This is a genomic window from Undibacterium sp. Ren11W, from assembly GCF_049340485.1.
GTDB lineage: Bacteria > Pseudomonadota > Gammaproteobacteria > Burkholderiales > Burkholderiaceae_D > Undibacterium.
Map to the genome: position 1 here is coordinate 102,650 of NZ_JBMPPB010000010.1, position 22,767 is coordinate 125,416.

The following is a 22,767-nucleotide window of genomic DNA, read 5'->3' on the forward strand; positions in this document are numbered from 1 at the left end:
CCTCCGGCCTGTGCTCATAATTTTCTATTATGCCGCCAATTTGGCAGCGCGATAACCCCACCAGGCCGCTTCTTCAAAGACCGAAAAACCGGACAGGTCGGCGTGCGCGAACAGTATAGGGCCGTCTAATTCCCGTAAAGCTTTGAGACCTGGATTGCTGCGAAACCCAGGGCGCGGCGCTGCCATGGCGTGACCACGTAAAGTGATGTCGACGCGCTCTACGTTAGCGGCAAAGCGCCAGCCGTAGGCAGTCTTCAGGTCGGCGCTGGCCAGAGCTAGTAATTCTTTGGGGCTGGCCGTCTCCATCCATTTGCGCGCCTGCTCAGGGCTGCGGTCGGACAGCGCAACGTAGGCGCTGAACACGGTTTTGTCTGGCGGGGTTTGCCGTATGTCCTGATGGGTAGAGACCACGTAACCGAGTCCCGGTTCCTGATACACCACGTTATCCCAAGACAGCGGCGCTTCCGGCAATTCCTTAGGGAAGGCTTTCATGAGGAAGTTTGCCACCATCCACGGCGCATAGACCGGCGTATGCAGGGCAGGATCAAAGCCATACTGTTGGATGTTGTCGACCACGCGTGCCGCCACATACAGCGGCATGGCGCAGATGGCTTTGCGGGCGCGCACCGTGTAGGTCGTGGCGACGCCATTGATCAGTTCAAAGCACAGCGCCTCCACCCCAAGTGGCGTGGTTTTTAGCGAAATGGCGGTGCCGTTTTTACGACCGCCCCCGGCCGCTTTATCCATTGCTTCTGCTACTGGTTGCATGCCACCTGGCCATGTCAGCCAGGCGCCGTTGCCGGCGTTCTCAGCCTGACCCCAGCGGCTGCAGTGGTAGTGCAAGCCGGCCCAGGCCGAGACCTGGTCGTATCGCGTACCATAATCGTCACGACAGCAATAATTCAGATACCAGTGCAGGCTGGGTGCGTGATAGCCGTTTTGCTCTAGCCAGATTTTCAGCGTGATCTGATCCAGCGCCTGCCACTCGGGGTCGCTAGACGAGTGCATAGTCGGGAACACAAACACGCGTTTGCCATCGCTGCCATGCAAATTGCGCAGCCGCTCGACTTCGGTAAAGAAGCGCTTATGCTCGACCAGATCTTGCGGCGGCACGCCTGCTGTGGGGATAAAGCCATCCTGCCATTTACCATGGATCAGCAAACGCTCTTCTGGCCCGTGCAACAGGTAGCGCTCATCGTAGTAAGGTTTTTCGCTCAGGGGATTGCGCAGGATAATGCCCAGATCACTCAAAATTTCGCGCACGTGCACAGACTCGGGTGAAGGCAGCGGCAGATAATGGCCGCCAGTCGGGTAGGCCAGATCGCCAAAATGGCCACCGGCCGCATTCCCATACGGTTGCGGCCCCTTGATCATCAAAAAATCTTGCTGCCCAAGTTTGTTCAGCTTCCATGCTGCGGTCAGCCCGGCGATGCCTGAGCCCAAGATCAACACATCGGTATTGATGATTTCTGAAGGGGGCGGCAGGGCGCGGTGATCGCGTAGGCTATTACGTAAAAAATGCCCTTGCTCGCGGCCGGGGAAGTTCACGCTGCTGTCTATCTCTTGCCAGCGGCTAAATCCGGCAGCGCTGCCTAGCGCAGCCGCACCACTGGCAGCGCTCCAGACCAGAAAAGAACGGCGCTTCATCTGAACCTCGTCATCAGCGTATCACCTGACGCCAATCCTGCTCAAACTCATGAACCAATGACTGGGTATTGAGGCGATTGGCCGGCATCTCCTGACGCGGCATATCCGGCGGGAAGCTAAACATTTCGCGCGTGGTTGCGGCGTTCAGATAGCGCATAGGCAGACGGTATTCGGTCGGCGGGGTATACGCCTGTTGCGGCGAGGCCAGCACAAAACCCCATTCGCCAAACGAGGGAACATAGGCGTGATACGGATAAGTGCGCATACCGACTTCGCGCAAGGTAGCATCGATAGTCCAAAAGGCGTGCGGCGCAAAAAAAGGTGAGGTCGCCTGCACCACCATCAAGCCGCTGGCAGCCAGGTGTTTTTTTAAAATGCCGTAAAACGGTACCGAATACAACTTACCTAAAGCGAAGCTAGAGGGATCGGGGAAATCCACAATGGCGGCATCAAACATGTCCTGGGTATTTTGCAGCCAGATCGCGGCATCGGCATTCACCACTGTCACCCTAGGGTCACTGAATGAAGCATGATTGAGTTTTACCAGTTCCGGACGTTGGGTAAATGCGGTCGTCATGGCAGGATCAAGATCGACCAGCGTCACCTGTTTGACGTTCGGATAGCGCAGCACTTCACGCAAGGCCAGACCGTCGCCACCGCCGAGTATCAGGACAGAGCGCGCCCACGGCAGGGTCTGCATGACCGGATGCACCAGAGCCTCGTGATAACGATATTCGTCGCGTGAAGAAAACTGCAGATTGCCATTGATATACAGACGCAGATCGTCCTTCCAATGGGTGATCACCAGCCGCTGATACGGTGTGCTGGTGGTAAATACAATCTCGTCGCCAAACAAGCCGTGTTCACCCCAAGCCACCAGCCTATCCGACATGATAAAACCAAACACCAGAAAACACATGACGCTGACAGCGCGCAAAAAGCGGCCGGTGATGTTTTTCAGTTCGGCCTTAAATACGTGAATAGTCCACAGTGCCACCGCCACATTAAGCATGCCAAATAAAAAGCCGGTGCGCGCCAAACCCAGATATGGCGCCAGCACCAGAGGAAACAACAGCGATACCGCCAGCGCCCCCAGATAATCAAAGGTAAGTACGCGGCTGACCAGCTCATTAAACGCCGTATCGCGCGCGTTCAGGGCACGCATCACTAAAGGCACTTCCATCCCGACCAGCGCACCGATTAAGAACACCAGCACGTAAAGCAAAATGCGAAACGGTGCGGCCATCCAGGTGAAGGTCATAAACAATAAAGCGGCGGAAACGCCGCCGATCAAACCTACCGCCAGCTCGATATCGACAAAGCGCGACAACACGTCTTGGTCTTTGACATATTTAGAAAAATGCGCGCCCACCCCCATGGCAAACAGATAGCAGCCTATGATGGTAGAAAATTGTAAGATAGAATCGCCCAGCAGATAGCTCGATAAGGCACCGGCGATTAGCTCATACGCTAAACCGCAGGAGGCGACCACGAAGACGGAAAGAATCAATATTTTTTTGTTCATAGGCTCACTTTTGGACTAGTATACTTTCTTCATGCCACATTGGTAATTTTCTTTCCGCAGTTTTCTGAATTTTTATAGCGAGAGCGCCGTGCCTGCCATCCTCAATTACCTACTCCATCTAGCCTTAGCCAGTGGCCTGATCGCACTGTTTTTGTGGGTGTACACCGCCATCACGCCTTTTGACGAGTTTCTGTTAATACGTCAGGGAAATAACGCCGCCTCGCTATCGCTGGCGGGCAGCCTGATTGGCTTCTCCTTAACCATCGCCTCTAGCCTGATCCACACTGCCGATTACCAGCAGTTTGCGGCCTGGGCCTTTGGCGCGCTGTTGGTACAAGTGCTGGCGTATGGCGTCACCACCATGATCTTGCGCAATTCTAAAGAACATATCGAATCCGGCAATACTGCCTATGGCGGTTTATTGGGCGCGGTCTCTTTATCCATAGGTGCGGTCAACGCCGCCTGTATTTCCTAAGAAGATATTTACAGCTATTTTTAGCGTATTTATTCAGCATTTTTTTTACCAAACATCACCCCACTTTCTCCGGAGACCATCATGAGTATCGGTTCATTTATCAAGAAGCAGTTTGTCGACGTACTGCAATGGAATGAAGACACAGAAGGCGTACTGGCATGGCGTTTTCCTATGCAAGATTTTGAGATACAAAACGGCGGCATGTTGACCGTGCGCGAATCGCAAGTGGCGATTTTCGTCAACGAAGGTGTCGTAGCCGATGTTTTTGGGCCAGGTAATCATAAACTCACCACCAACAATCTGCCGGTGCTGACCAATCTTAAAAATTGGGACAAGCTGTTTGATTCCCCGTTTAAATCGGATGTGTATTTTTTCAGTACCCGCATCCAGACCGGGCGTAAATGGGGCACCGTGCAGCCGGTCACTATCCGCGATAAAGATTTCGACATGATCAGAGTGCGCGCCTTCGGCATGTATTCGTATCGCGTCAACGACCCTAAAAAATTCTTTACCGAAATCAGCGGCACCCGCGATACTTACACACGCGATGAAGTCGAAGATCAGTTGCGCGGTATCACGCTCGCCACCATGGCCAATTCTCTCGGTGGCGCGAATGTCTCCTTCCTCGATATGGCGGCCAATCAAACTTTGATGGCGCAGCAAATTAAAGGTGAACTGGCGACTGCCTTTGGCAAATACGGTCTGGGTCTAGATGAATTTAATGTCGCCAGCGTCAGCTTGCCGGAAGAATTGCAAGCAGCCTTAGATGAGCGTATCTCGGCGGGTATGAAGGGTGGCTTGGGTGCCGACAAGATGGCTGGCTTTACCAAGTTTCAGGTGGCAAGCTCAATTCCTCTAGCGGCGCAGAACGAAGGTGGCCTGGCCGGTCTCGGTGCAGGTTTATCCGCTGGGGTAGGTTTTGGTCAGGTCATGACGCAAGGCTTGAGCGAGGCCATGCATGCTCAGCCTGCAGCAGTGGCACCCTTGGCTACCGCTGCGGTAGTGGCTACAGCAGCAAGTGCAGCTGCCCCCTCAGCCGAACTAGACATAGAAGCGCGCCTGGCTAAGCTCAAAGGCTTGCTCGATAAAGGCCTCATTAGCGCTGCCGACTACGATAGTGCCAAAGCCGAAATGCTCAAAAAATTGATAGGCTAGATCGCACCATCCATGCAAACTGTTTCTTGTCCCGGCTGTGGTGCAGCAGTCGTTTTCCGTTCGCACGCCTCCGTCATGGCGGTCTGCGAATACTGCAAAACCACGGTCTTAAAAGATGCCGACAGCGTCAAGGATTTCGGCAAGATGTCGGCTGTGCTGGAAGACTATTCGCCGCTGCAGATAGGCAGTTCCGGCGTATTCGGCGGGCGTGCCTTTGATGTCATAGGCCGCATCCAGCTGCGCTATGCGGCCGGCATGTGGAACGAATGGTATCTGCTGTTTGAAGATGGCAGCGCCGCCTGGCTAGGTGATTCATCTGGCCAGTACACACTCACCACAGAAAAAACCGCTAGCAACAAGCTGCCGGCCTTTGCCGACATCGTGGTGGCGCAAACTTACGAGATCGCCGGCTTATCCTATCTGGCAGCAGAAGTGCGGATCGCCGATTGCATAGGTGGCCAGGGCGAGCTGCCGTTTAAAGTCGGGCCGGGCTGGCAAGCCAAGCTGGCAGACTTTCGCCATGGCAGCAATTTTTTGACGCTAGATTATTCCGATGTAGTCCAAGCTAGCGATGACAGTAAGGTGGATCAGCCGGCGCTGTATATCGGCAAAGCAGTCACGCTAAGCGAACTAAAATTCCAGTTATTGCGCGATGAGGATGTGATTAAGGCGTCTGCCGGAAAATTTCGCGGCAAGATTACTAGCCTCAATTGCCCCGCCTGCGGCAGCAATATGGACTATCTACCCGGCCTCACCGCCAATGTGATTTGTTCACGCTGCCACTCGCAGCTAGACTCCAGCGGCACTGTGGCGCAAGTGCTGGCCAGCGCCGACCGCATGAGCAAACTCAACACCACGCTAGAACTCGGTGCCAAGGCGACGATTAGCGCCAACAGCTACCAGATCATAGGCCTGATGAAGCGCAAAGACGATGAGAATACCGTCTGGACCGAATACCTGTTGTACAGTGCCCGCGCTGGCTTCTTGTGGCTGATAGAAACCAATCAAGGCTGGGCTAAATCCCAGGTACTGGCCGACTGGCCGCTCTGGTATCACGGCGAGAGCGCCACACTAGCGAATAAGAGCTATGGAAAACTCTATGAATACCAGGCCAAAGTGATCTACGCCGCCGGAGCCTTCAATTGGCGGGTAGTGGTGGGCGACAGCCTCAAGGCGATAGAGTTTGGAAATGGAATAAGAAAGCTGGCCGCCGAAATCAGCGCAGATGAAATCACCTGGTCATTATCCACCCCGGTGGCGGCCGACCAGATCCGCGCCTGGTTTGGCGACAACATCAAGGCCGACAAAGCCGGAAAATTCGCAAACGCCGAGGAAACTATTGCTACCCTCTCGCCGCAGTTTATTTTTTGGCTATTGCTGTTCAATGCAATCCCCTTGCTAAGCGATTTTGAGAGTAACTGGTGGGTGGTTGGGCTAGGAGTAGCGGCGATTTATTACCCGGCAAAATTTTTAGGGCCAGCCGGCAAGGGCGACGAATGAAGAATACCTATGAAAACTAAATTTTTTATCTACGCGATGCTAGTGACGCTACTCACTTCTGGCGTGAGCTGGAGTAGATTCCTGTTCTCTAGCCGCAACGCCGGCAGTGGCAGTAGCTGGAGCTCCAGTTCAGGTAGTAGCGGCGGCTCCTGGGGTAGTGGCAGCGGTGGCGGTGGTGGCCACAAGTGATCTCTGCACCCGTGACTGAGGCTAGCTATCGTCCTAGCGGCCAACATTTAATTGCTGATTTATATGGCATCGCGCCTGACAAATTGCGCGACGGCCTTAAGCTAGAGGCCTTGCTACGCGCCGCTGCCTTAGCAGCCGGTGCCCACATCCTGTTTAGCCACTTCCATAGCTTCGATGCCGGGCAAGGCATCACCGGCGTGGTCTTGCTGGCCGAATCGCATATCACTATCCACACCTGGCCAGAACACGGCTATGCCGCGCTGGATATTTTCATCTGCGGTCAGGCGCAAGCCGAACACGCACTACAACACATCAAACAGACTCTGCAAGCGAGCCACTGCGAACTAAACCGCATCCAACGCGGCCAAAGCAAAGTTTAAAGGCACTAGCCCAGCGCGCATATTCCATGCGCCTTCCCAGCCTATATTGGCCTGCAAGCCGCATGGAATATGCGTGTCTGACATGCCGTTTTGAAATAAGTTTGGAAAAACCCTAGCTAGCAAAAGCGCGCTGCCTTTCAATAAATAAAGCCCTAACCAGAAGGCGCTACGCTTTTTCTAGCAAGCTTACAGATAAGACGTGTTTTCTTCCGCTTCGATTTTTAATCCTTAGCGTAGGCGCTGTTACTTATTTCGATTTGCAGAAAATTTTATGGAAAACGGAAAAATCATTGCACAAGGTGTGCCTTCACATTTGCCCGGTTTGTACTTCTCGTTCATCACGATAATCGACGCTACCTTGGTCATCTCCGGACTAGGAGAGCCAAAAATTGTCACGGACTCAGCATTGCCATCACTACCGACGTAAACGTGCAAAGTCAGACGGCCATCGATATGAAGTTTATCCTCAGCATTTGTGAGCCACTTATAGATATTTTGCGTTCCATTCAACGGGTAGGGCGGCTCGTCGCCTTCGTCCATCAATGGATATTTTGACTTGACCGTGCCCCTCTCGTCCGCCGTAAGCTGCTCATAAGATTTATCAAACGGAACGTCGCTACCAACGACTCTGTCAAACTCCAGCCGGCCCGTATTTATATCACGCACATTCATACTATACTGTTTGTCGGCCCGTACTTTCTCAATTGGCAATCCCAGTGGTGCACCATTTTTGAACTCGCCTTCGACACGTCGTCCTCCAGGATAAACGACGATCCCTTTCCCATCGTACTTGCCCGCTTTCCATTGGCCATCATAACGTCCTCCCTGCGCATAAATGATGCTTCCCACGCCGTCGTAATAACCCGCTTTCCATTCACCTTCATAGCGCGTGCCAACCGTATCTACGAAAATGCCACGTCCTTCCTTTAAGTCCAGCTTAAATTCACCCTCGTATTGCGCCCCAGTGTATTTGGCGCCGTCTGAATATTTCAAGAGTCCAAGGCCACTGCGCTGACCATTTTTAAAGCTACCAACATAGCGCGCACCATCGTTATAGGTCATTTCCCCTTGGCCGTTACGTTTGCCGTCTTTAAAATCACCTATGTAGGAAGCACCATCATTGTAGATAAGTTTCCCTTTACCTTCGAATTGACGATTACTATTAATTTCACCGGAATATGAGGCCCCATTTTTAAACCTAATATCGAAAACACCAACAGGAATTTCGTTTTCGAATAAACCGGAAATCGTGTCACCGTTCGGGTTAGTCATAATTCCTTGACCCTTCTTTTTCCCCGCGAAAAATCCACCTTCGTAACGTGAATTATTCTCGTAAATGTAGGTGCCAACACCATGCGGACGCCCATGTTCTAACCGACCTTCAAAACGCGAGCTGGCAACGTCGCCAATGTACCACTGCAGGACACCGTTACCATCGGCATAGCCATCCTTGCATGCCCCACTCCATGTAATCCGCTCATTTTGACGTGGGCTAGAATTCATGACACGACAATCAGATTCTCCAATAGAAAATGAATTCTGTTCATCAGCTTTTGCGGACGTCAGTCTTAGTAGCGTTAGAATCAGAAGAAGCAAATATTTCATAAAATACTCAGGAGAGATCAAGGTTTCGCATTGTATCTTCAAGCATATTGTTATTGCGAATATATGACACTAGTGAGCGGAAAATTAGAAAAATTTTCTTAAGTTTTCTAAGCTTTATTTTTGTGCTTCGTCACTTTTAATGGCGGACTGAATTTATTATTTAATAGCCTCTAAACTAACCCGCACTTGTCAGCCATGGCTAGGCCATCAGGGCCATGCTTATTTTCAAGTAAAGTAAGTTTGATGTAGCCATATTGAATTGAACATTTGACTTCCTGTGTTCCGTAGATGACTGTCATCACTCATCAAAAATTTATGTGCAGGAAATTGACATCAATACTTAGAACTAGCGAGATGACCTGCTGGTCGTCAGAATTATAAGGGCAATTTTTTAAGATAGGGACACGCGCCAAAATCGTCTAAACATGAAGCATCGCATGATCTGGCCCGCGCAGATAGCCGCTATTTCGCATACCGAAGCGGCGATGTTTTTTAAAAGCACCTAGCCGCTCACGCATATCCCATGCGGCTTTGCAGCCATATGCCTTGAGAAGACGCATGAAATATGCGCGGGGGCGGAGCGGTGTTTATAATTTTTTTCTCCTACCACAAATCGTTAAATAAAAATTAAGTTGTGACTGATAGTCCGTAGACCTATAAGTCACATCGACGCATGCTTTGCCCAACAAAAATACTTGGGCGGGCACATGATTAATCCACAATTGCAAGAGTTTGGACTTCATCTCAAAAAGCTACGTCTAGAACGTGGACTGAGTCAGGAACAACTGGGCTTGATTGCAGAATTAGATCGCACCTACATCAGTGGTATAGAACGCGGTGTGCGCAATGTCAGCCTGACCAATATCTTGCGCATTGCTCAAGCGCTTGGTGTGCCGCCCGCAGAGTTGTTCACTGCTGGTGATCAATAAATGTCAAAGCGCGCCTACTACGCAGCCACCATCGCTGACTTTCTCACTGCATCGCCCGACGCCATCATTGGCCAAATTACTCAGCATCACTCCCAAAACTTAGAACACTTGCAAACCGGTGCGTGGGCCAGCCAGATCGATATTCTGCAGAGCGCATTAAAAACGCTTAATGCTGGTCACATTTTGTTTGAAGTGCAAATTCCACGTATGGGTAGACGCGCCGATGTGGTCTTGATTGTTCACGACATTATTTTTGTGATCGAATTTAAAGTCGGAGCCAAACACGCCACGCCGCAAGATCTTCGGCAAGCGCATGGCTACGCCATCGACCTACATCACTTTCATGAAGGTAGCCACGACAAAACCATCGTGCCACTTCTGCTCGCGACTGAAGCTGCTGCCAAAGTATTCTGTCTGCCAGCGCAGCTTGAGCATGTGTATGCGCCACTGTGCGCCAATGCCGGTAACTTGTTGGCGCTAATTACTTACTGCGTGAGTCACATCCCAGCACCGCAGGCGATCAACTATCAAGCTTGGCAGCAATCTGCCTACAAACCTACGCCAACCATCATAGAAGCAGCGCAGGCCTTATATTCAAATCATAACGTGGCCGACATCGCCCGCAGCGACGCGGGTGCGCAAAACCTGCATCTGACATCGCAAGCGATACAAGACATCGTGCACGCCGCTCGTATCAATCGGCGCAAGACTATCTGCTTTGTTACGGGGGTACCCGGTGCCGGTAAAACTTTGGTCGGCTTAAATATTGCCACCTCTAGCACCCATCTGGATGATGACGAACACGCGGTATTCTTGTCTGGCAATGGTCCCTTGGTAGAAGTACTAACCGAAGCGCTGGCGCGCGATAGCGTACAGCGAGACCCCGGCAGCACCAAAGCGCATCAGCTAAGAAGCGCCGAAGCCAAAATACAAAACATTCATAAATTCAGAGATGAATCATTAAAGGATCTAAACAAAGCGCCGCCAGAACGTGTCGTCATTTTTGATGAGGCGCAACGCGCTTGGGATCTAGAGAATACCGCTAAATTTATGAACCAAAAGCGCGGGCAAAAAGGCTTTAATCAATCCGAACCCGAATTCCTAATCAGCGTGATGGATAGGCATACCGACTGGTGCGTGATCGTCGCGCTGATCGGCGGCGGGCAAGAGATCAACACCGGCGAGGCCGGTCTGCAAGGCTGGGTCGATGCGCTGGCAACGCAGTTTGCCGGTTGGGATGTGCATTACTCAGACAAACTTACGCAGATTGAATACGCTGGTCGCAATGTCAATTTCGGCGCCATCGCACACGCAAAGCAACTAGCTAGCCTGCATCTGGCCACAGCGATGCGATCATTCAGAGCAGAAAAACTCTCGCACATGGTGCACTACCTGATTCACAATCAACCGATAAAAGCGCGGGCGTGCTACCAAGAATTCAAACATAAATTCCCGATCAAGATCACGCGCAATCTAGCCACCGCCAAAGCATGGATCAAGCAGCAAGCACGCGCCAATGAAACCAAGGGCATGATCGCCTCATCCGGCGCAATACGTCTGAAACCTGAAGGCATCTTCGTAAAAAATAGATTATCCGCCGCCGACTGGTTTCTCAATCCGCAGGACGACATACGCTCTTGCCATTTTTTAGAGGACGTCGCCACTGAATTTGATATTCAAGGCCTAGAACTAGATTGGTGCCTGTTAGGCTGGGACGCCGACTACCGTTACCACAAAACGGATGGCACGCAAGACGGCCAATTCGAACACTGGAAATTCACTGGCACCAGCTGGAAACGCAGACAGCAAGAAGAACAACAGCGCTACCTAGAAAACGCCTACCGCGTGCTGCTGACTAGAGCTCGCCAAGGCATGGTGATCTTTGTACCGCAAGGTGATGCAGAAGATGCGTCGCGCTTGCCGGAATACTTGGATGGGACTTTTGAGTATTTGTTGAGTTGTGGGCTTGAGGTTCTGGGATAAAGAAATTAAAGACGCAATCGCCATGCGGTGCTTGGCAGGATATTGGCTTGTAGGTCTCAATCGGTTATATCTATTGCCCCTATTTATGACGCCTTACGGCAGCGCCATGCCTATCCTGAAATTTGTCAGGGTTTGCCTGATTTTTTGCAAATCAAGGGCTTGGTCGGTAGAGATGCCTAGCATATTGATTTCTAATTGCTCGGTAAGAGTGGCATCGTTCAAGATGTTGCGCAGTTTTGTCATGGTCTCTGGTTTTGCGAGTCGTGCCACGTCGTAGCCCAACAGGCGGACTCCGGCAATGTCGGGGTCATACCCGACAGCGGCTAGCAGATCCATGCCCTCATCATACAATCGGTCAATATGTCCGGCTTGCGCATAGTTAAGCATGATCTGATAGATGTCTTTGGCATCTTTAGCGTTCTCGCGACCTCTATCCATCCACGCAAATATTTTCAAGATGATTAAGCCCGCTAAGCTGGCCACGTGTACGGTCTGGCCTGTTGCGACTTCGACTTCTTCACTGGCTGCAAAGACTTCTTGATAGCCAGTTACATTCATCATCACTGCCATATCTAGCGGCCATGCAATGGTTTGGTCTGCTTGCGCTACTCCGCCGAAAGGCAGCAGATCAAAGGGGTAGCCATTTTCGTGTTCGTTCGATTTTTTTCCGTAATGTAGCCGATGTTGCTGTTTCTCAGATAGGTAAAAACCATCGATACTCGCGAGTGTGGCCTTAAGATAATCGAACTGCGCCCAGTCTTTCAATGCGATGGCAAAATCAACATCCCTGGTAGCGCGTTAGACGGGCAAACCATAAACATGCGTCAGCAGAATATCGCGCGCAATAGCGCCCACGATCATCGTGGCAATGTTAGTTTCTTGCGTCGCACGCTTGACTGCTTGCAGTATCGTCAGGGCGATGGGATCTAGCGGTCGTGCCGGATTAATTTTGAGCATGATTGAGATATTTTTCCTTAATCATCTTCGCTACTTCTGCATTGCGTGGGTCGCGTGATGCGAGCAGATCGGCATACACTAACAGTGGTGGTGCGATACCGGGCGGCGTTTCTGAGGTCGCTAAAGGTGCAAATTGCCAGAATTTTTCCAGTATCTGTATCGGCCCTTCCGGGTCTGGTCTGAGTCTATGCTGCTTGACCAGATCGTGCACACCTGCTGCCATCTGTTCTTTCGCGAGATACAGGGTTTGGGTGGCAGGCTTAAGGTCATTTATCAGTTTTTGCGCCGCCACTTCTCCACCCCACGCCATATCGACGCCATCTGGCTTCAGCGCCTTCCACCAATCTGGATCTGGTGCACGAAACTGTCTCGCCTTTAGTTTTGGCCGCAGGATAATTGGATAGTTAATTACCCATTCACTGCGTAACTGCGAGGGCTCTAGCAGCCGGCGCGCACTTTTTTGTCCGGCATAGATTAAAAATCCACGTTTGCTCAGATCAAGAAAGTTCGTGCCGACCGTGCCAAGGGCTATGCCAGCTTGCGCTGCGATCTCTCGATACGAGGCGGTGACAGCCTCCGGTTGGCAAAGTAAGGTGAAGATCATACGCATTGCCGTTGGATTATTCGACCCGCGCTCAGCGCGTGTGTTGAATTGTGCATTGCTACCAGTTTGGCCCTTGACGAAGACATGTAGGCCAGGGCGACTCAAATAGGCGTTGCCAACGGTATCGATAAATTCCAGAGCGATGCTGCGGCAATGTTCAGCCATTTCTGCGCTGAGATAAGAGCTAATCAACAAGCCTGGCGAGGCAATCGCTTCAAGCTGTGCTTTGATGTGAGCGAGCGTTGATTTTCTATCCACCACCGATTTACATTTCACCTGATAGTCAAAACTCTGCCCTGCGGTTTGTAGAGTGATGGCGGCATCGATGCGGTGACTGGAATTATTCGTCTCTTCAAGGGCAGCCGCTTGCGCTGTCACTCCAGTATTTTTTTTCAGGGCAGAAAGTGCCGTAGCAATTAGTTCGGCTTGTAGTGTGTGAAAAGTTTGATCGTCAGACATAGCGCACCTAGTGTTCGGATAATTTTTATGTTCACGTAACGTGAACATCTGAATATTACGAACAATTTCGGTTTTGTTCAAGCTAAATCATGTTCACGGTACATGAATTTTAGAACACCATGCCGCCAGCGCGCATATTCCATGCGGCTTAGCGGCCAGTCTGGCCTGCGGGTCGCATGGGATATGCGCGCTGGGCTTGCTGCTTTTTTATTTTCTATGGGGTGGCATGGGCTAACTGCCGCGAGCGCTCTTACCAGCAATTAAAAAGGCAGCATCGATTTAATGTTCATCGATGCTGCCCCCGTCTATTCGCCTAGCCACCTAAGCACGCTGGCGATTACATGCCCAGAGAGCGCAATAGTTCGTCGCTGTCGTTGTCGGCGGCAGGTGCCGGGCTTGCGGGTTTGGCTGCATTGCCTTGATTTGCTTGTTGCATGTCCATAAAGGCATCGGGATCGATGATTTCGCTGGAATCAAAATCGTGCAGTTTGATGAACTCGGTACGGTCTATCGCCAGTTCCAGATAAAAAATATTATTCGCCTCCGTGAAGAAGGAGACGCGCCGCATTTCCGGGCGATCGAGCGGGGTATCGACGCTGAGCATGACTTGCTTGGTCAGTACCAGCATTTTTGGTTGGTTCTGGGTGATATTGGTTTGCAGCTCGCGCCGCACCTTACCGGTAAAATCGCCGACGATCTGGTTCATCAGTTCGCCCAAGATATTCGAGACTTCATCCGAGGTGAAGGTGGTAGCCAGTTCAGACTTAGGCATGCCCATGCTGAGCATGTATTTTTCATAGATTTCTAGCGCTGCGTCGCCGGCAAAATTGAGCACCACCAAACCAGAAAAGCCGCCATCAAACAAGACGAAGCAGCCGATATCTGGCTTTAAGCCAGTCTTGGTAATACGTTGCACCATGCCTGAATAATGGATTTTGGTTTGGGTCGCCACGTTCAAGACCCGCGTGACTGAATTGCATAAACTGGTCAAGACATCTTCTGTTCCGTACACGACACCGTTTTCTTTATTGCTCATGACCAACTCCTGAAAATATTTCTTGAAAAATCATTGGGATCTAGGTATCTAAAGTTCTTATAGGGGCAGTGCACACTAGCTTAGCCCTGTGCAGGTGGATCGTCCAGCGCCACGCGTATTAGCATGATTTTGCTGCACAGCTTGGGCACCTGGAACTGTACCAACAAACTTTGTTTCAGCGCGTCGCTCGCTGCGGGTAAGGCTTTGCTAGCTATGGCGTTCTCCTGTGCTTGGCAATTTACCGGGGACGGGAAGCGGAACCGCCCTTAGCGTGCCCGGATGCCTGTCCATGGGAATAGTGAAAGAATATGCAATGGGACGCGTGGCGTCCAGCAGTTTCACGTTTTCCGCACAATTTGTGGGCACTAAGCCCGCACCGCCAGGTGTGATGTTGTTTAAACCGAGATTTTTCATTGGGCGCACCCATCCAGCATTGTGGATGCGGGCGATAACTGCGTGGCGTCATTGCTTGCAATTTTAATCTCCAAAATCCAAGGCTATACAAAAACAGACAGGCCCAGCACGCATATCCGATGCGGGCTGCAGACCAGGCAAGCCGGGGAGCCGCATGGGATATGCGCGCTGGCACTGCCACGATTGAATTTTCCGGCAGCGCTAGGTATTTGTTACTCAAGTTACAATTGCCGTATTGATATCCCAATTTTATTGCGATAAAATAAACTTTACTCGGATTAATTTCTTTGTAAATTGCATGCTTGTGAAGTAACTCTAGACAAATAGATGCGCTTCACCTGCTAGCCAAGAGCTAGCCAGAGCGTGGCTAAAAATCAAAAAAGCTTATTTTTTAAGGGAAAATGGAATGAAAAAAGCATTGGTTTTATTACCTATTTGTTTCTTGTTTGGATGCGCAGTCCGAGACAGCGTGAATGATCTCCGCACCTCGGTGAGAAACGGTTTTCAAGAAATGAAAATTGAGGTCAGCCCGGAAGTGGCTAAAGAAGCGACCCTGGAAGAGTTAAAGTTGCAAGCAAGTCTGGACGACAGATTCGACTTAAACGGTTATGTGACCTATAAAAAATCCTGTAACTTATTTCTGACTATGGACGTGCGCTACTACAGCGCAAACGGCTCCTCACTAGGCAACAGTACCGCGATGGCAAAAGCCTATAAAGCGGGAGATAGAGCTAAATTTAAATCTTCATTCAAACAAATCGCACGCGACAAAAATGAGCTGATCAGTAAAGCCGTGATCGAAAATCTGAAGTGCATGTAGTTTTAAGCTGAGTTCGCGTCTCGTCCAGCTTTTTTTCGATCAGGCCTATTTGCCAAGAAAAAAACTGAAAGCGGCCGGTCTAGCACCGGCCGCTCATCTCGCAGCAATCCCCCCCAAAAAAAAGCACTCAGCCACAACGCATATCCGGTGCGGCTTGCAGCCCTGCCTGCCCGAAGAAGCGCATGGAATATGCGCAGTGGCGCTGCCTTGTGTTGCGCATCGCCTACACAGGCCTGGGCAAAACCCGTAACGACAGCTAACTGAAAGCTAGTTTTGCCTACCATAGCGGCAGATTGGTAGGGGGTGCACGCTTGATCATAGCGAGCCCTACGCTTTGCCACATTTTTTTGTATCTCAAAAAGGTGAGCTCAAGGCGTCTCGCCTGGCCAATTAGCACAGCACTATCTTTACTACTTTTGGAGACTCAAAAAAATGAAAAAAAGCCTGATCTGCGCTGCGGCGCTGAGCATGATTGCCAGCCTGGCGCATGCGCAATCGAATGTGACTATTTATGGTTTGATCGATGCCAATCTGACCTACAACAACAACGCGAATGCGGCCAAAGATGGCCAATTCAAACTCAATAGCGGCGGCATGAATACCTCACGTCTAGGCTTCCGTGGCACGGAAGATCTGGGCAATGGCCTGAAGGCAGTAATGCAACTGGAAAGCGGTATCTTGCTCGATACCGGCGCTTCTGACGGCGATATGTTTGGCCGTCAAGCCAATGTCGGTCTGCAAGGCGAGTTCGGTAAGTTGATCGCTGGTCGTTCGTATAGCACGACGTATGATTTCATTTTGCCTTTCGACCCTATGGGTTATGCGCCTCAGTATTCGTGGGCGACTTCGGCCGGCGCTACAGGTTCACGTAAAGACGGCATGCTGACTGGCACTTCAAATATGTTGAAATACCAGTTCGACAGCACCAGCTTTAAACTCGGTGCTACCTATGGCCTGGGTGAAGTGGCAGGCGATAGCTCGTCTAGCGCGAAGCTGGCTTTGGCTGCGGCGTTTATGGCTGGCCCGTTTGCCGCGACACTGGCGTTTGATCAGGTCAACGGTGTGGCGACTGCAACCGGTGCCATGGATAAAGCCAAGACTATTCACGCCGCGGCCAACTATCAACTCGACAGCGTTAAATTGTATGCAGCGTATCGCAATTACAAAAAGACTCTGGCTAGCGGTGCAGCTGATTTGCGCAGTGATTTATTCTGGGGCGGCGTCGACTTTAAACTCAGCCCGGTGTGGACACTGACTGGCGCTTACTACTACCAGGATATCAAGAACCTGGCAGCGGCAGCAGATGCCGATCCTAGTATGTTCGTCGCGCGCGCCAAATACGCTTTATCCAAGCGTACCGACATCTATGTTGCCGGCGCTTATGCCAAGGGTCGCAATGACAAGATCGTTGGCGTGTCACGCGATGATGCGGCTTTTGGCACTAGCCAAAACTCCTTCACGGTGGGTATGCAACACCGCTTCTAAGCTACGTTTTTGAAAAAAGGCCAGCCCACTGCAAATCGCAGGGACTGGCCTTTTTTAGACTTGTGCGATCACCTCGGGCAAGGCTTTCGACCAATGGTAAATCTCCACACTCTGGCGCAATCCTTGCTGCCAGAACGGATCACTTTGGAATGCCGCCTCGACTGCGGTTTTGCTGTCAGCCTCAACGATCCACAGCGCGCCGACCGGAGTTTCGCCCAACTCATGGCGTAAAGACCCAGCTACCTTGATCTGCGCTTGCCGTTCGGCTAGCCAATCTATGTGCTGCTGCAAAAATTCGGCTCTGATTGCGCCCTGTCCTGGCAGGTCGGTGAAACGTACGACGAACAGCATGACTATCCTCTACATAATTAAATTAAGTGTTCAAAAAAATGCTTAGATAGGATAGCGCAAGCCTGAGCGCTTGTCTGTCTGTGCTAAGCTAATGCATCCTCTTTTTTCCTGCTCCTGACATGTGCCAGTTACTCGCAATGAATTGCAATACTCCGACCGACATCATGTTCAGCTTTACCGGCTTTGCGCTGCGTGGCGGCAATACCGACGAGCATAAAGATGGTTGGGGCATTGCGTTTTTTGAGGGCAAGGGTGTGCGCCATTTTGTCGATCATCAGGCCGCGGTCGATTCGCCGATTGCGGGGCTGATCAAGAGTTATCCGATTAAATCGAAAAATGTGATTGCGCATATCCGTAAGGCGACTCAGGGCGTGGTCAGCCTGGAAAACTGCCATCCTTTTGTGCGCGAATGCTGGGGTGTTTACTGGGTATTTGCCCACAATGGCGACCTGAAAAATTTCGCGCCTGTGCTAGATGGTGCATTCCATACGGTAGGCAGCACTGACAGCGAATGGGCCTTTTGTTATGTGATGCAAGAGATGCGCAAACACTTTGGCGATCTGATGCCACCAATGGCCGAGATTAGCCGCTTCCTGCGCCAGATTTGTAGCGAGATTGCCGCCTACGGCACCTTCAATATGACGCTCTCGAACGGCGAGGCGCTGTTTGTCCATTGCTCGACCAATTTGCACTATATCGTGCGCCAGTATCCATTTTGCGAAGCCACTTTATCCGATGAAGATATCGCGATCGATTTTGCGGCGGTCACCACGCCGCAAGATAAAGTGGCGCTGATCGCGACCGCGCCACTGACCTGCAATGAACATTGGACGCCATTTGGGTCCGGCGAATTTAAGGTCTTTGTCGATGGCGATGTGCTGGCCGCGGAGGCCGCATGACTAAGCTCAAACAAGATCAGCTCGACACCCATCTGCTACGTGTTCTGCTGACCTTGCTGAACGAGCGCAGCGTAACGCGCGCCGCCATCAAACTTGGGCAATCGCAACCGGCCGTCAGCAACACCCTCAAACGCCTGCGCGAGATTACCGGAGATGCGATCTTGGTGCGCGGTAAAAACGGCATGACCGTGACGCTGCGCGGCGAAGAATTATTAGTGCTGGCGAAGCAGGGTTTGCAGATTATCGATAGCATCGCCAATCCGCCACCGCTGTTTGTGCCCGCCAGCACGCAAAGGGTGTTTAATCTGGGTGCGCCGGATTATCTGAGCGTCTTGCTGATTCCCTCGATCATAGAAAAAATTCGCACTCAGGCGCCGCATGCCAGCCTGGTGATCCATGCCTTGAATGCCGGTTTTGATTATGTGGCAGCACTAGAAAACGGTACGCTCGATTGCGTGATCGGCAACTGGCCGGATCTACCTGCACATCTACATCTGACCCAATTATTTGAGGATGAAGTAGTCTGCATGATTCATCAAAATCATCCGGTGGTGAAGCATGGTTTGTCGCTGAAACACTACGTAGAGATGGAACATCTGGCACCGTCCCCGTATACCTTGGGACATCGCAACATCATCGACAATGCGCTTACGGCACTCGGTTTAAAACGCAAGATACACATGACCATCCCGTATTTTGGCATGGTGCCGCAGATCCTTGCCAAGACCGATCTGATCTTTACCACTAGCCGCAGCTTTGCCCTGCAATGCGCCAAAGACTGGCCGATCGCAGTACTGCCGGTACCGCTGGCGATACCGAAGATGCAGTTCTTCATGCTCTGGCATGAGCGGGTCCATGCCGCAGCCGAAGTGCAGTGGTTACGCCGCATCGTGGCAGAAGCGGCCAGCGCGGTGGTCGCGGTTTAATCTAGCGAGCTTAAAAAGTAAGCAGGCCCAGCGCGCATATTCCATGCGGCTCGCAGGCCATGCAGGCTGGGAACCCGCATGGAATATGCGCACTGGCGGGGGTACTTAAAAAAACCTAGCCATCAGGACTTGGGCAAAACGCTTCCGGCCTGGCACAGCGCCACTGACAATTTTTTTTACGAGAAGGCGCGTACCACAACGCTGGGGCGGTTTGCGTTAGTGTCAGGTATAAAATGACTAGCTCGCTACCGAGCTTAGTGCTAAGGTTTGCGAAGAGAAGGCGTAGCTATCAAATAACAAAATTAAAATTTCTCCCTGGCCGCCTAGTCCGTTGCCAGGTCTGTGAGTTTTTTGTTCCCCTGTCTGAGATCTTTGCGATGAATCTTGATCCACGCACCCTCATCCTGATTACCATCATCGGCACTTTTCTCATGAGTGGCGGTCTGTTCGCGGTAACGCGCGGCTATTTAGGGGCGATCCCTGAGCTCAATCGCTGGGCCTGGGCAACGCTACTACAAGCCCTGGGCTGGACTATCTTTGGTGCCTTGCACGGGGTGCTTCCCGAGCTGGTTTCTATACTCGTCGGCAATTGCTCGGTGATGTTGTCACTGGCCTTGTATCTGCGCATTATCGGCAGTTTCACGGGCCGCCCGGTAGGGTCGATTTGGCCCTATCTGATCGTGCTGATGCAAGCACTCTTATTACTCTATTTCAGCCTGTACCAGGCCAGCTTGGGCGCGCGCATCGCGGTCAACTCGCTGGGAGCTGCGATCTTGATGCTCACTAGCGCTTATCTATTACTGACGTCGGGCGACCGCAACTACACGGCACCTGCCGCCAGCCATCGTTTTACTGCGGGTATTTTTACTTTCTGCGGTGCGTTTCTGGCGCTACGCACTATGTATTACCTATTCTGGTTTCAAGATGTACAGCAGCAACAGCTTGGGCTAAGCCTGATTAATGATGTCTCGTATTTGTGTTTTTATGTGACCGCGGTACTGATCACTTTTGGCTTCGTGCTGATGTGTACAGAACGCTATATCCGGCAGCAAAAACAGGCCGAGCAAGCTTTGCAGAGCAATCATGCCTTGATTACCAAGATGGCGGCACAGGTGCCTGGCACTATCTATCAATTTCAAATGTTTGCCGATGGCCGGGCCGCTTTCCCTTTCGCCACTCTGGGCATACAAGATATCTACGAGGTGAGCCCGGAGCAAGTACGCGAAAACGCAGAGATAGTCTTTAGCCGCATACATCCGGACGACAAGGAGGCAGTCCGTGCCGCGATCGACGCGTCGGCCAGCAGCATGCAAGCCTGGGTGCAAGAATACCGCGTGATTTTGCCGCGCCAGGGCCTGCGTTGGCGTTTAGGTCAGGCGCAACCAGAACGGCTGGCCGACGGCAGCATACTCTGGCATGGCTTTATTTCCGACATCACTGAACAGGCCATGGCGCGGGCCAAGCAGCATGAACTAGAACAACAAGTCAGACTGGCTTACGACGCCTTATTACTCAATGAAGCGAGATTGCGCAAATTAATGAATTCGAGCTTGATCGGCATCGTTCAAGGCGATGCCTCGGGCCAATTACAAGAAGCCAATCAAGTCTTACTAGAAATGTTGGGCTATCCGCGTGAGGCGCTCACGCAAGGCAAACTCAACTGGTTCGATTTAATATCGATCGCCGGTGCGCTCAGCTTTAAAAAATCGCGCGAAGAGTTGGCACAACACAGCACCAGCGCACCGTTTGAAACCCAAATGATTGCGCAAGACGGCAGCCCGATACCGGTCACATTGGGCTTGGCGCAACTAGAAGGTGCACCACATCTATGGGTAGCTTTCGTGGTCGATCTGCGCAAGCAAAAACAGATAGATCAGATTCAATCCGAATTTATCTCTATGGTCAGCCACGAGCTGCGCACCCCGTTGACTTCAATACGCGGGTCGCTAGGTTTGCTAGAAGCCGGGATAGGCGGCGTACTGCCACCCAAAGCGCTGCAATTGGTAGAAATTGCGCATAAAAACAGCCTGCGCCTGGCGAGCCTGGTCAACGATATTCTGGATATGGAAAAACTGGCGTCTGAAAAATTAGCCATGAATCTACAAAGCCTAGATCTGGTAGCGCTGGCAAAGTCGGCGCTGGAGGCCAATGCCAGTTATGCACAAGCGCTACAGGTTGAATATGTTTTAACGCAGCATCCTGAATACGCTTATGTGATGGCAGACAGCGACAGGCTGATGCAGGTGTTTGCCAATTTATTGTCAAATGCGGCAAAATTTTCGCATGCTCAGGGTAGGGTAGAGCTACGCATTAACGTCGTAGATCAGCAGATTAGGGTAGAAGTGGAAGATCACGGACGCGGAATACCTGAGAGTTTCCGTCAACGTATTTTTGGTAAATTTGCGCAAGCCGATGGCACCGACACCCGGCAACTGGAGGGCACAGGACTGGGGCTGCACATTACTAAAATTTTGATAGAAAAAATGGGCGGAGAAATCAATTTCGAATCGGAAGAAAATTTGAAGACGGTATTTTGGTTTTCACTACCATCGAAGCAAGAGACAGAGGCGTAAGTTTACCGATTAGGTCGGATTTTCAAGCAAAAGTTTGACCGGAAAAACTACGCCAGACCTTAGGCATAGCTATTAATGTGCGAGGCGTCACCATTGCCACTATCAGAGACCGCGGCGTAGGCAGCTGCGGCTTTAGCCGGCGTATGTTGCGACTGAGTGGCCGCCTGCCCTTGCGGCTGCGCTGCCAGTGCACTGCGGGCTTTTTGTTCCATCTGGCTGGCCTGTGCGGCGACCGCACGATCCGGGCCGGAGGGATCGACCGGAGCCAGGGCGGCGGCGCGGATGGTGATGGCACGAGCGATAGTTTCTTGAGGGGTGCGACCAGGCGAGACATCGATACTCACTTCGCCACCGACCGCGTAACGCGCCCCGTCCGGACCTTTTTGATAGGTGTATGAAGCACCGGTAGTGGCCAAGCCGCCACTGGCCGCCAGATGCGCCTGCTCATGCGCACGTACCTGCCGGTCGCGCGCCTGTAAGCGCTGCACGGTGGCCTTGGCTTCGTCACTCAGTTGCACCGTAGAACTGGCACTCTTGGCGGGCGCGGTTGAAGCGTTTGGCGGGTCTGGTGTTTTTGAACTGCTAGCCGGCAGCGCGCTGCTGTCAGCTTTAGCGGTTTTATTGCCTGTGGTATCGACCGATGGTTTCCCTAAGGCATTAATCAGGGCAAGCCCAGTCTGCCTGGCATCCATCACACCAGTACTAGACCCGATACCTGCACCAGAAACAATACTGCTCATCAGACACACCACAACTAGATAGAGATAATTTCATAGTAGTCGTTAATTGGTCTGAAATAAAGTGCTAATTATTTAAGCACATTGAACAAATAAAAATAAAAAAAGCCGGGCACTC

The 22,767-nt window shown here is 51.6% G+C and carries 20 protein-coding genes and 1 pseudogene; 12 read left to right on the top strand and 9 right to left on the bottom strand.

The features are described 5' to 3' along the window. Positions 1 to 27 precede the first annotated feature (27 nt). Both ACO0K8_RS19185 and ACO0K8_RS19190 read right to left on the bottom strand, forming a co-directional pair. Entirely contained in the window at positions 28 to 1,647 is a 1,620-nt protein-coding gene (locus ACO0K8_RS19185; protein WP_422948256.1) for an NAD(P)-binding protein, read from the bottom strand. A gap of 13 nt (positions 1,648 to 1,660) precedes the next feature. Further along, a complete protein-coding gene (locus tag ACO0K8_RS19190) occupies positions 1,661 to 3,172 on the bottom strand; it encodes a polyamine aminopropyltransferase (protein WP_422948257.1) in 1,512 nt (503 codons plus the stop codon). Positions 3,173 to 3,260: 88 nt separating this feature from the next. Between ACO0K8_RS19190 and ACO0K8_RS19195 the strand changes: the two genes are divergently transcribed. From ACO0K8_RS19195 to speD, 5 genes are all read left to right on the top strand, one after another. Continuing rightward, the gene (locus tag ACO0K8_RS19195; protein WP_422948258.1) at positions 3,261 to 3,647 is read left to right on the top strand and encodes a DUF350 domain-containing protein; all 387 of its coding nucleotides are present in this window, start codon (positions 3,261 to 3,263) and stop codon (positions 3,645 to 3,647) included. An 81-nt stretch (positions 3,648 to 3,728) separates the two neighbouring features. After that, positions 3,729 to 4,802, top strand: a complete 1,074-nt coding sequence (locus ACO0K8_RS19200) for an SPFH domain-containing protein (protein WP_422948259.1) — start codon at positions 3,729 to 3,731, stop codon at positions 4,800 to 4,802. 12 nt (positions 4,803 to 4,814) lie between these two features. Continuing rightward, the gene (locus ACO0K8_RS19205) at positions 4,815 to 6,302 is read left to right on the top strand and encodes a DUF4178 domain-containing protein (RefSeq protein WP_422948260.1); all 1,488 of its coding nucleotides are present in this window, start codon (positions 4,815 to 4,817) and stop codon (positions 6,300 to 6,302) included. Between the two features lie 9 nt (positions 6,303 to 6,311). After that, positions 6,312 to 6,491, top strand: a complete 180-nt coding sequence (locus ACO0K8_RS19210) for a hypothetical protein (RefSeq protein WP_422948261.1) — start codon at positions 6,312 to 6,314, stop codon at positions 6,489 to 6,491. Continuing rightward, the gene (gene speD / locus ACO0K8_RS19215; protein ID WP_422948262.1) at positions 6,488 to 6,871 is read left to right on the top strand and encodes an adenosylmethionine decarboxylase; all 384 of its coding nucleotides are present in this window, start codon (positions 6,488 to 6,490) and stop codon (positions 6,869 to 6,871) included. The genes ACO0K8_RS19210 and speD overlap by 4 nt, the downstream gene beginning before the upstream one ends. Before the next feature lie 243 nt (positions 6,872 to 7,114). Here the strand turns inward: speD and ACO0K8_RS19220 are convergent, their stop codons facing one another. After that, positions 7,115 to 8,476: an energy transducer TonB gene (locus ACO0K8_RS19220; RefSeq protein ID WP_422948263.1), complete on the bottom strand. Its 1,362-nt coding sequence runs from the start codon at positions 8,474 to 8,476 to the stop codon at positions 7,115 to 7,117. 707 nt (positions 8,477 to 9,183) lie between these two features. Here ACO0K8_RS19220 and ACO0K8_RS19225 point away from each other — a divergent pair. After that, positions 9,184 to 9,405, top strand: a complete 222-nt coding sequence (locus ACO0K8_RS19225) for a helix-turn-helix domain-containing protein (protein WP_422948264.1) — start codon at positions 9,184 to 9,186, stop codon at positions 9,403 to 9,405. Next, entirely contained in the window at positions 9,406 to 11,388 is a 1,983-nt protein-coding gene (locus tag ACO0K8_RS19230) for a DUF2075 domain-containing protein (RefSeq protein ID WP_422948265.1), read from the top strand. A gap of 93 nt (positions 11,389 to 11,481) precedes the next feature. Here the strand turns inward: ACO0K8_RS19230 and ACO0K8_RS19235 are convergent. From ACO0K8_RS19235 to ACO0K8_RS19250, 4 genes and pseudogenes are all read right to left on the bottom strand, one after another. After that, positions 11,482 to 12,174: pseudogene (locus tag ACO0K8_RS19235) on the bottom strand (nucleotidyl transferase AbiEii/AbiGii toxin family protein); the annotation flags it as partial. A 12-nt stretch (positions 12,175 to 12,186) separates the two neighbouring features. Beyond that, entirely contained in the window at positions 12,187 to 12,345 is a 159-nt protein-coding gene (locus ACO0K8_RS19240) for a hypothetical protein (RefSeq protein ID WP_422948266.1), read from the bottom strand. Continuing rightward, positions 12,332 to 13,408 (bottom strand): type IV toxin-antitoxin system AbiEi family antitoxin, encoded by a 1,077-nt coding sequence (locus ACO0K8_RS19245; RefSeq protein WP_422948267.1) that lies wholly within the window; start codon positions 13,406 to 13,408, stop codon positions 12,332 to 12,334. Before ACO0K8_RS19245 ends, ACO0K8_RS19240 begins: the two co-directional genes overlap by 14 nt. A gap of 337 nt (positions 13,409 to 13,745) precedes the next feature. Beyond that, complete coding sequence (locus tag ACO0K8_RS19250; protein WP_422948268.1) at positions 13,746 to 14,444, bottom strand: DUF3334 family protein; 699 nt, start codon at positions 14,442 to 14,444, stop codon at positions 13,746 to 13,748. An 820-nt stretch (positions 14,445 to 15,264) separates the two neighbouring features. On the opposite strand from ACO0K8_RS19250, the gene ACO0K8_RS19255 reads away from it, so the two are divergent. Then, the gene (locus ACO0K8_RS19255) at positions 15,265 to 15,678 is read left to right on the top strand and encodes a hypothetical protein (protein WP_422948269.1); all 414 of its coding nucleotides are present in this window, start codon (positions 15,265 to 15,267) and stop codon (positions 15,676 to 15,678) included. Positions 15,679 to 16,110: 432 nt separating this feature from the next. Then, positions 16,111 to 17,163, top strand: a complete 1,053-nt coding sequence (locus tag ACO0K8_RS19260) for a porin (RefSeq protein WP_422948270.1) — start codon at positions 16,111 to 16,113, stop codon at positions 17,161 to 17,163. A gap of 54 nt (positions 17,164 to 17,217) precedes the next feature. On the opposite strand, the gene ACO0K8_RS19265 is transcribed toward ACO0K8_RS19260, so the two are convergent. After that, positions 17,218 to 17,514, bottom strand: coding sequence for a YciI family protein (locus tag ACO0K8_RS19265; protein ID WP_422948271.1), 297 nt, complete (start codon positions 17,512 to 17,514; stop codon positions 17,218 to 17,220). Positions 17,515 to 17,633: 119 nt separating this feature from the next. Between ACO0K8_RS19265 and ACO0K8_RS19270 the strand changes: the two genes are divergently transcribed. The 3 genes from ACO0K8_RS19270 (at position 17,634) to ACO0K8_RS19280 (ending at position 21,912) form a co-directional block, all read left to right on the top strand. Beyond that, positions 17,634 to 18,413, top strand: coding sequence for a class II glutamine amidotransferase (locus ACO0K8_RS19270; RefSeq protein ID WP_422948272.1), 780 nt, complete (start codon positions 17,634 to 17,636; stop codon positions 18,411 to 18,413). Then, the gene (locus ACO0K8_RS19275) at positions 18,410 to 19,339 is read left to right on the top strand and encodes a LysR family transcriptional regulator (protein WP_422948273.1); all 930 of its coding nucleotides are present in this window, start codon (positions 18,410 to 18,412) and stop codon (positions 19,337 to 19,339) included. Before ACO0K8_RS19270 ends, ACO0K8_RS19275 begins: the two co-directional genes overlap by 4 nt. Before the next feature lie 377 nt (positions 19,340 to 19,716). Next, positions 19,717 to 21,912, top strand: coding sequence for a PAS domain-containing sensor histidine kinase (locus ACO0K8_RS19280; protein WP_422948274.1), 2,196 nt, complete (start codon positions 19,717 to 19,719; stop codon positions 21,910 to 21,912). 59 nt (positions 21,913 to 21,971) lie between these two features. Here ACO0K8_RS19280 and ACO0K8_RS19285 read toward each other — a convergent pair whose 3' ends face one another. Next, a complete protein-coding gene (locus tag ACO0K8_RS19285; RefSeq protein WP_422948275.1) occupies positions 21,972 to 22,652 on the bottom strand; it encodes a putative metalloprotease CJM1_0395 family protein in 681 nt (226 codons plus the stop codon). Positions 22,653 to 22,767 lie beyond the last annotated feature (115 nt).

Bases quoted from the DNA above. Each gene is read 5' to 3' on its own strand.
- ACO0K8_RS19285 (WP_422948275.1), bottom strand. From the start codon at position 22,652: ATGAGCAGTATTGTTTCTGGTGCAGGTATCGGGTCTAGTACTGGTGTG.
- ACO0K8_RS19250 (WP_422948268.1), bottom strand. From the start codon at position 14,444: ATGAGCAATAAAGAAAACGGTGTCGTGTACGGAACAGAAGATGTCTTG.
- ACO0K8_RS19275 (WP_422948273.1), top strand. From the start codon at position 18,410: ATGACTAAGCTCAAACAAGATCAGCTCGACACCCATCTGCTACGTGTT.
- ACO0K8_RS19255 (WP_422948269.1), top strand. From the start codon at position 15,265: ATGAAAAAAGCATTGGTTTTATTACCTATTTGTTTCTTGTTTGGATGC.
- ACO0K8_RS19220 (WP_422948263.1), bottom strand. From the start codon at position 8,476: ATGAAATATTTGCTTCTTCTGATTCTAACGCTACTAAGACTGACGTCC.
- ACO0K8_RS19200 (WP_422948259.1), top strand. From the start codon at position 3,729: ATGAGTATCGGTTCATTTATCAAGAAGCAGTTTGTCGACGTACTGCAA.
- ACO0K8_RS19240 (WP_422948266.1), bottom strand. From the start codon at position 12,345: ATGCTCAAAATTAATCCGGCACGACCGCTAGATCCCATCGCCCTGACG.
- ACO0K8_RS19230 (WP_422948265.1), top strand. From the start codon at position 9,406: ATGTCAAAGCGCGCCTACTACGCAGCCACCATCGCTGACTTTCTCACT.
- ACO0K8_RS19280 (WP_422948274.1), top strand. From the start codon at position 19,717: ATGAATCTTGATCCACGCACCCTCATCCTGATTACCATCATCGGCACT.
- ACO0K8_RS19265 (WP_422948271.1), bottom strand. From the start codon at position 17,514: ATGCTGTTCGTCGTACGTTTCACCGACCTGCCAGGACAGGGCGCAATC.
- ACO0K8_RS19205 (WP_422948260.1), top strand. From the start codon at position 4,815: ATGCAAACTGTTTCTTGTCCCGGCTGTGGTGCAGCAGTCGTTTTCCGT.
- ACO0K8_RS19225 (WP_422948264.1), top strand. From the start codon at position 9,184: ATGATTAATCCACAATTGCAAGAGTTTGGACTTCATCTCAAAAAGCTA.
- ACO0K8_RS19190 (WP_422948257.1), bottom strand. From the start codon at position 3,172: ATGAACAAAAAAATATTGATTCTTTCCGTCTTCGTGGTCGCCTCCTGC.
- ACO0K8_RS19185 (WP_422948256.1), bottom strand. From the start codon at position 1,647: ATGAAGCGCCGTTCTTTTCTGGTCTGGAGCGCTGCCAGTGGTGCGGCT.
- ACO0K8_RS19270 (WP_422948272.1), top strand. From the start codon at position 17,634: ATGTGCCAGTTACTCGCAATGAATTGCAATACTCCGACCGACATCATG.
- ACO0K8_RS19245 (WP_422948267.1), bottom strand. From the start codon at position 13,408: ATGTCTGACGATCAAACTTTTCACACACTACAAGCCGAACTAATTGCT.
- ACO0K8_RS19260 (WP_422948270.1), top strand. From the start codon at position 16,111: ATGAAAAAAAGCCTGATCTGCGCTGCGGCGCTGAGCATGATTGCCAGC.
- ACO0K8_RS19210 (WP_422948261.1), top strand. From the start codon at position 6,312: ATGAAAACTAAATTTTTTATCTACGCGATGCTAGTGACGCTACTCACT.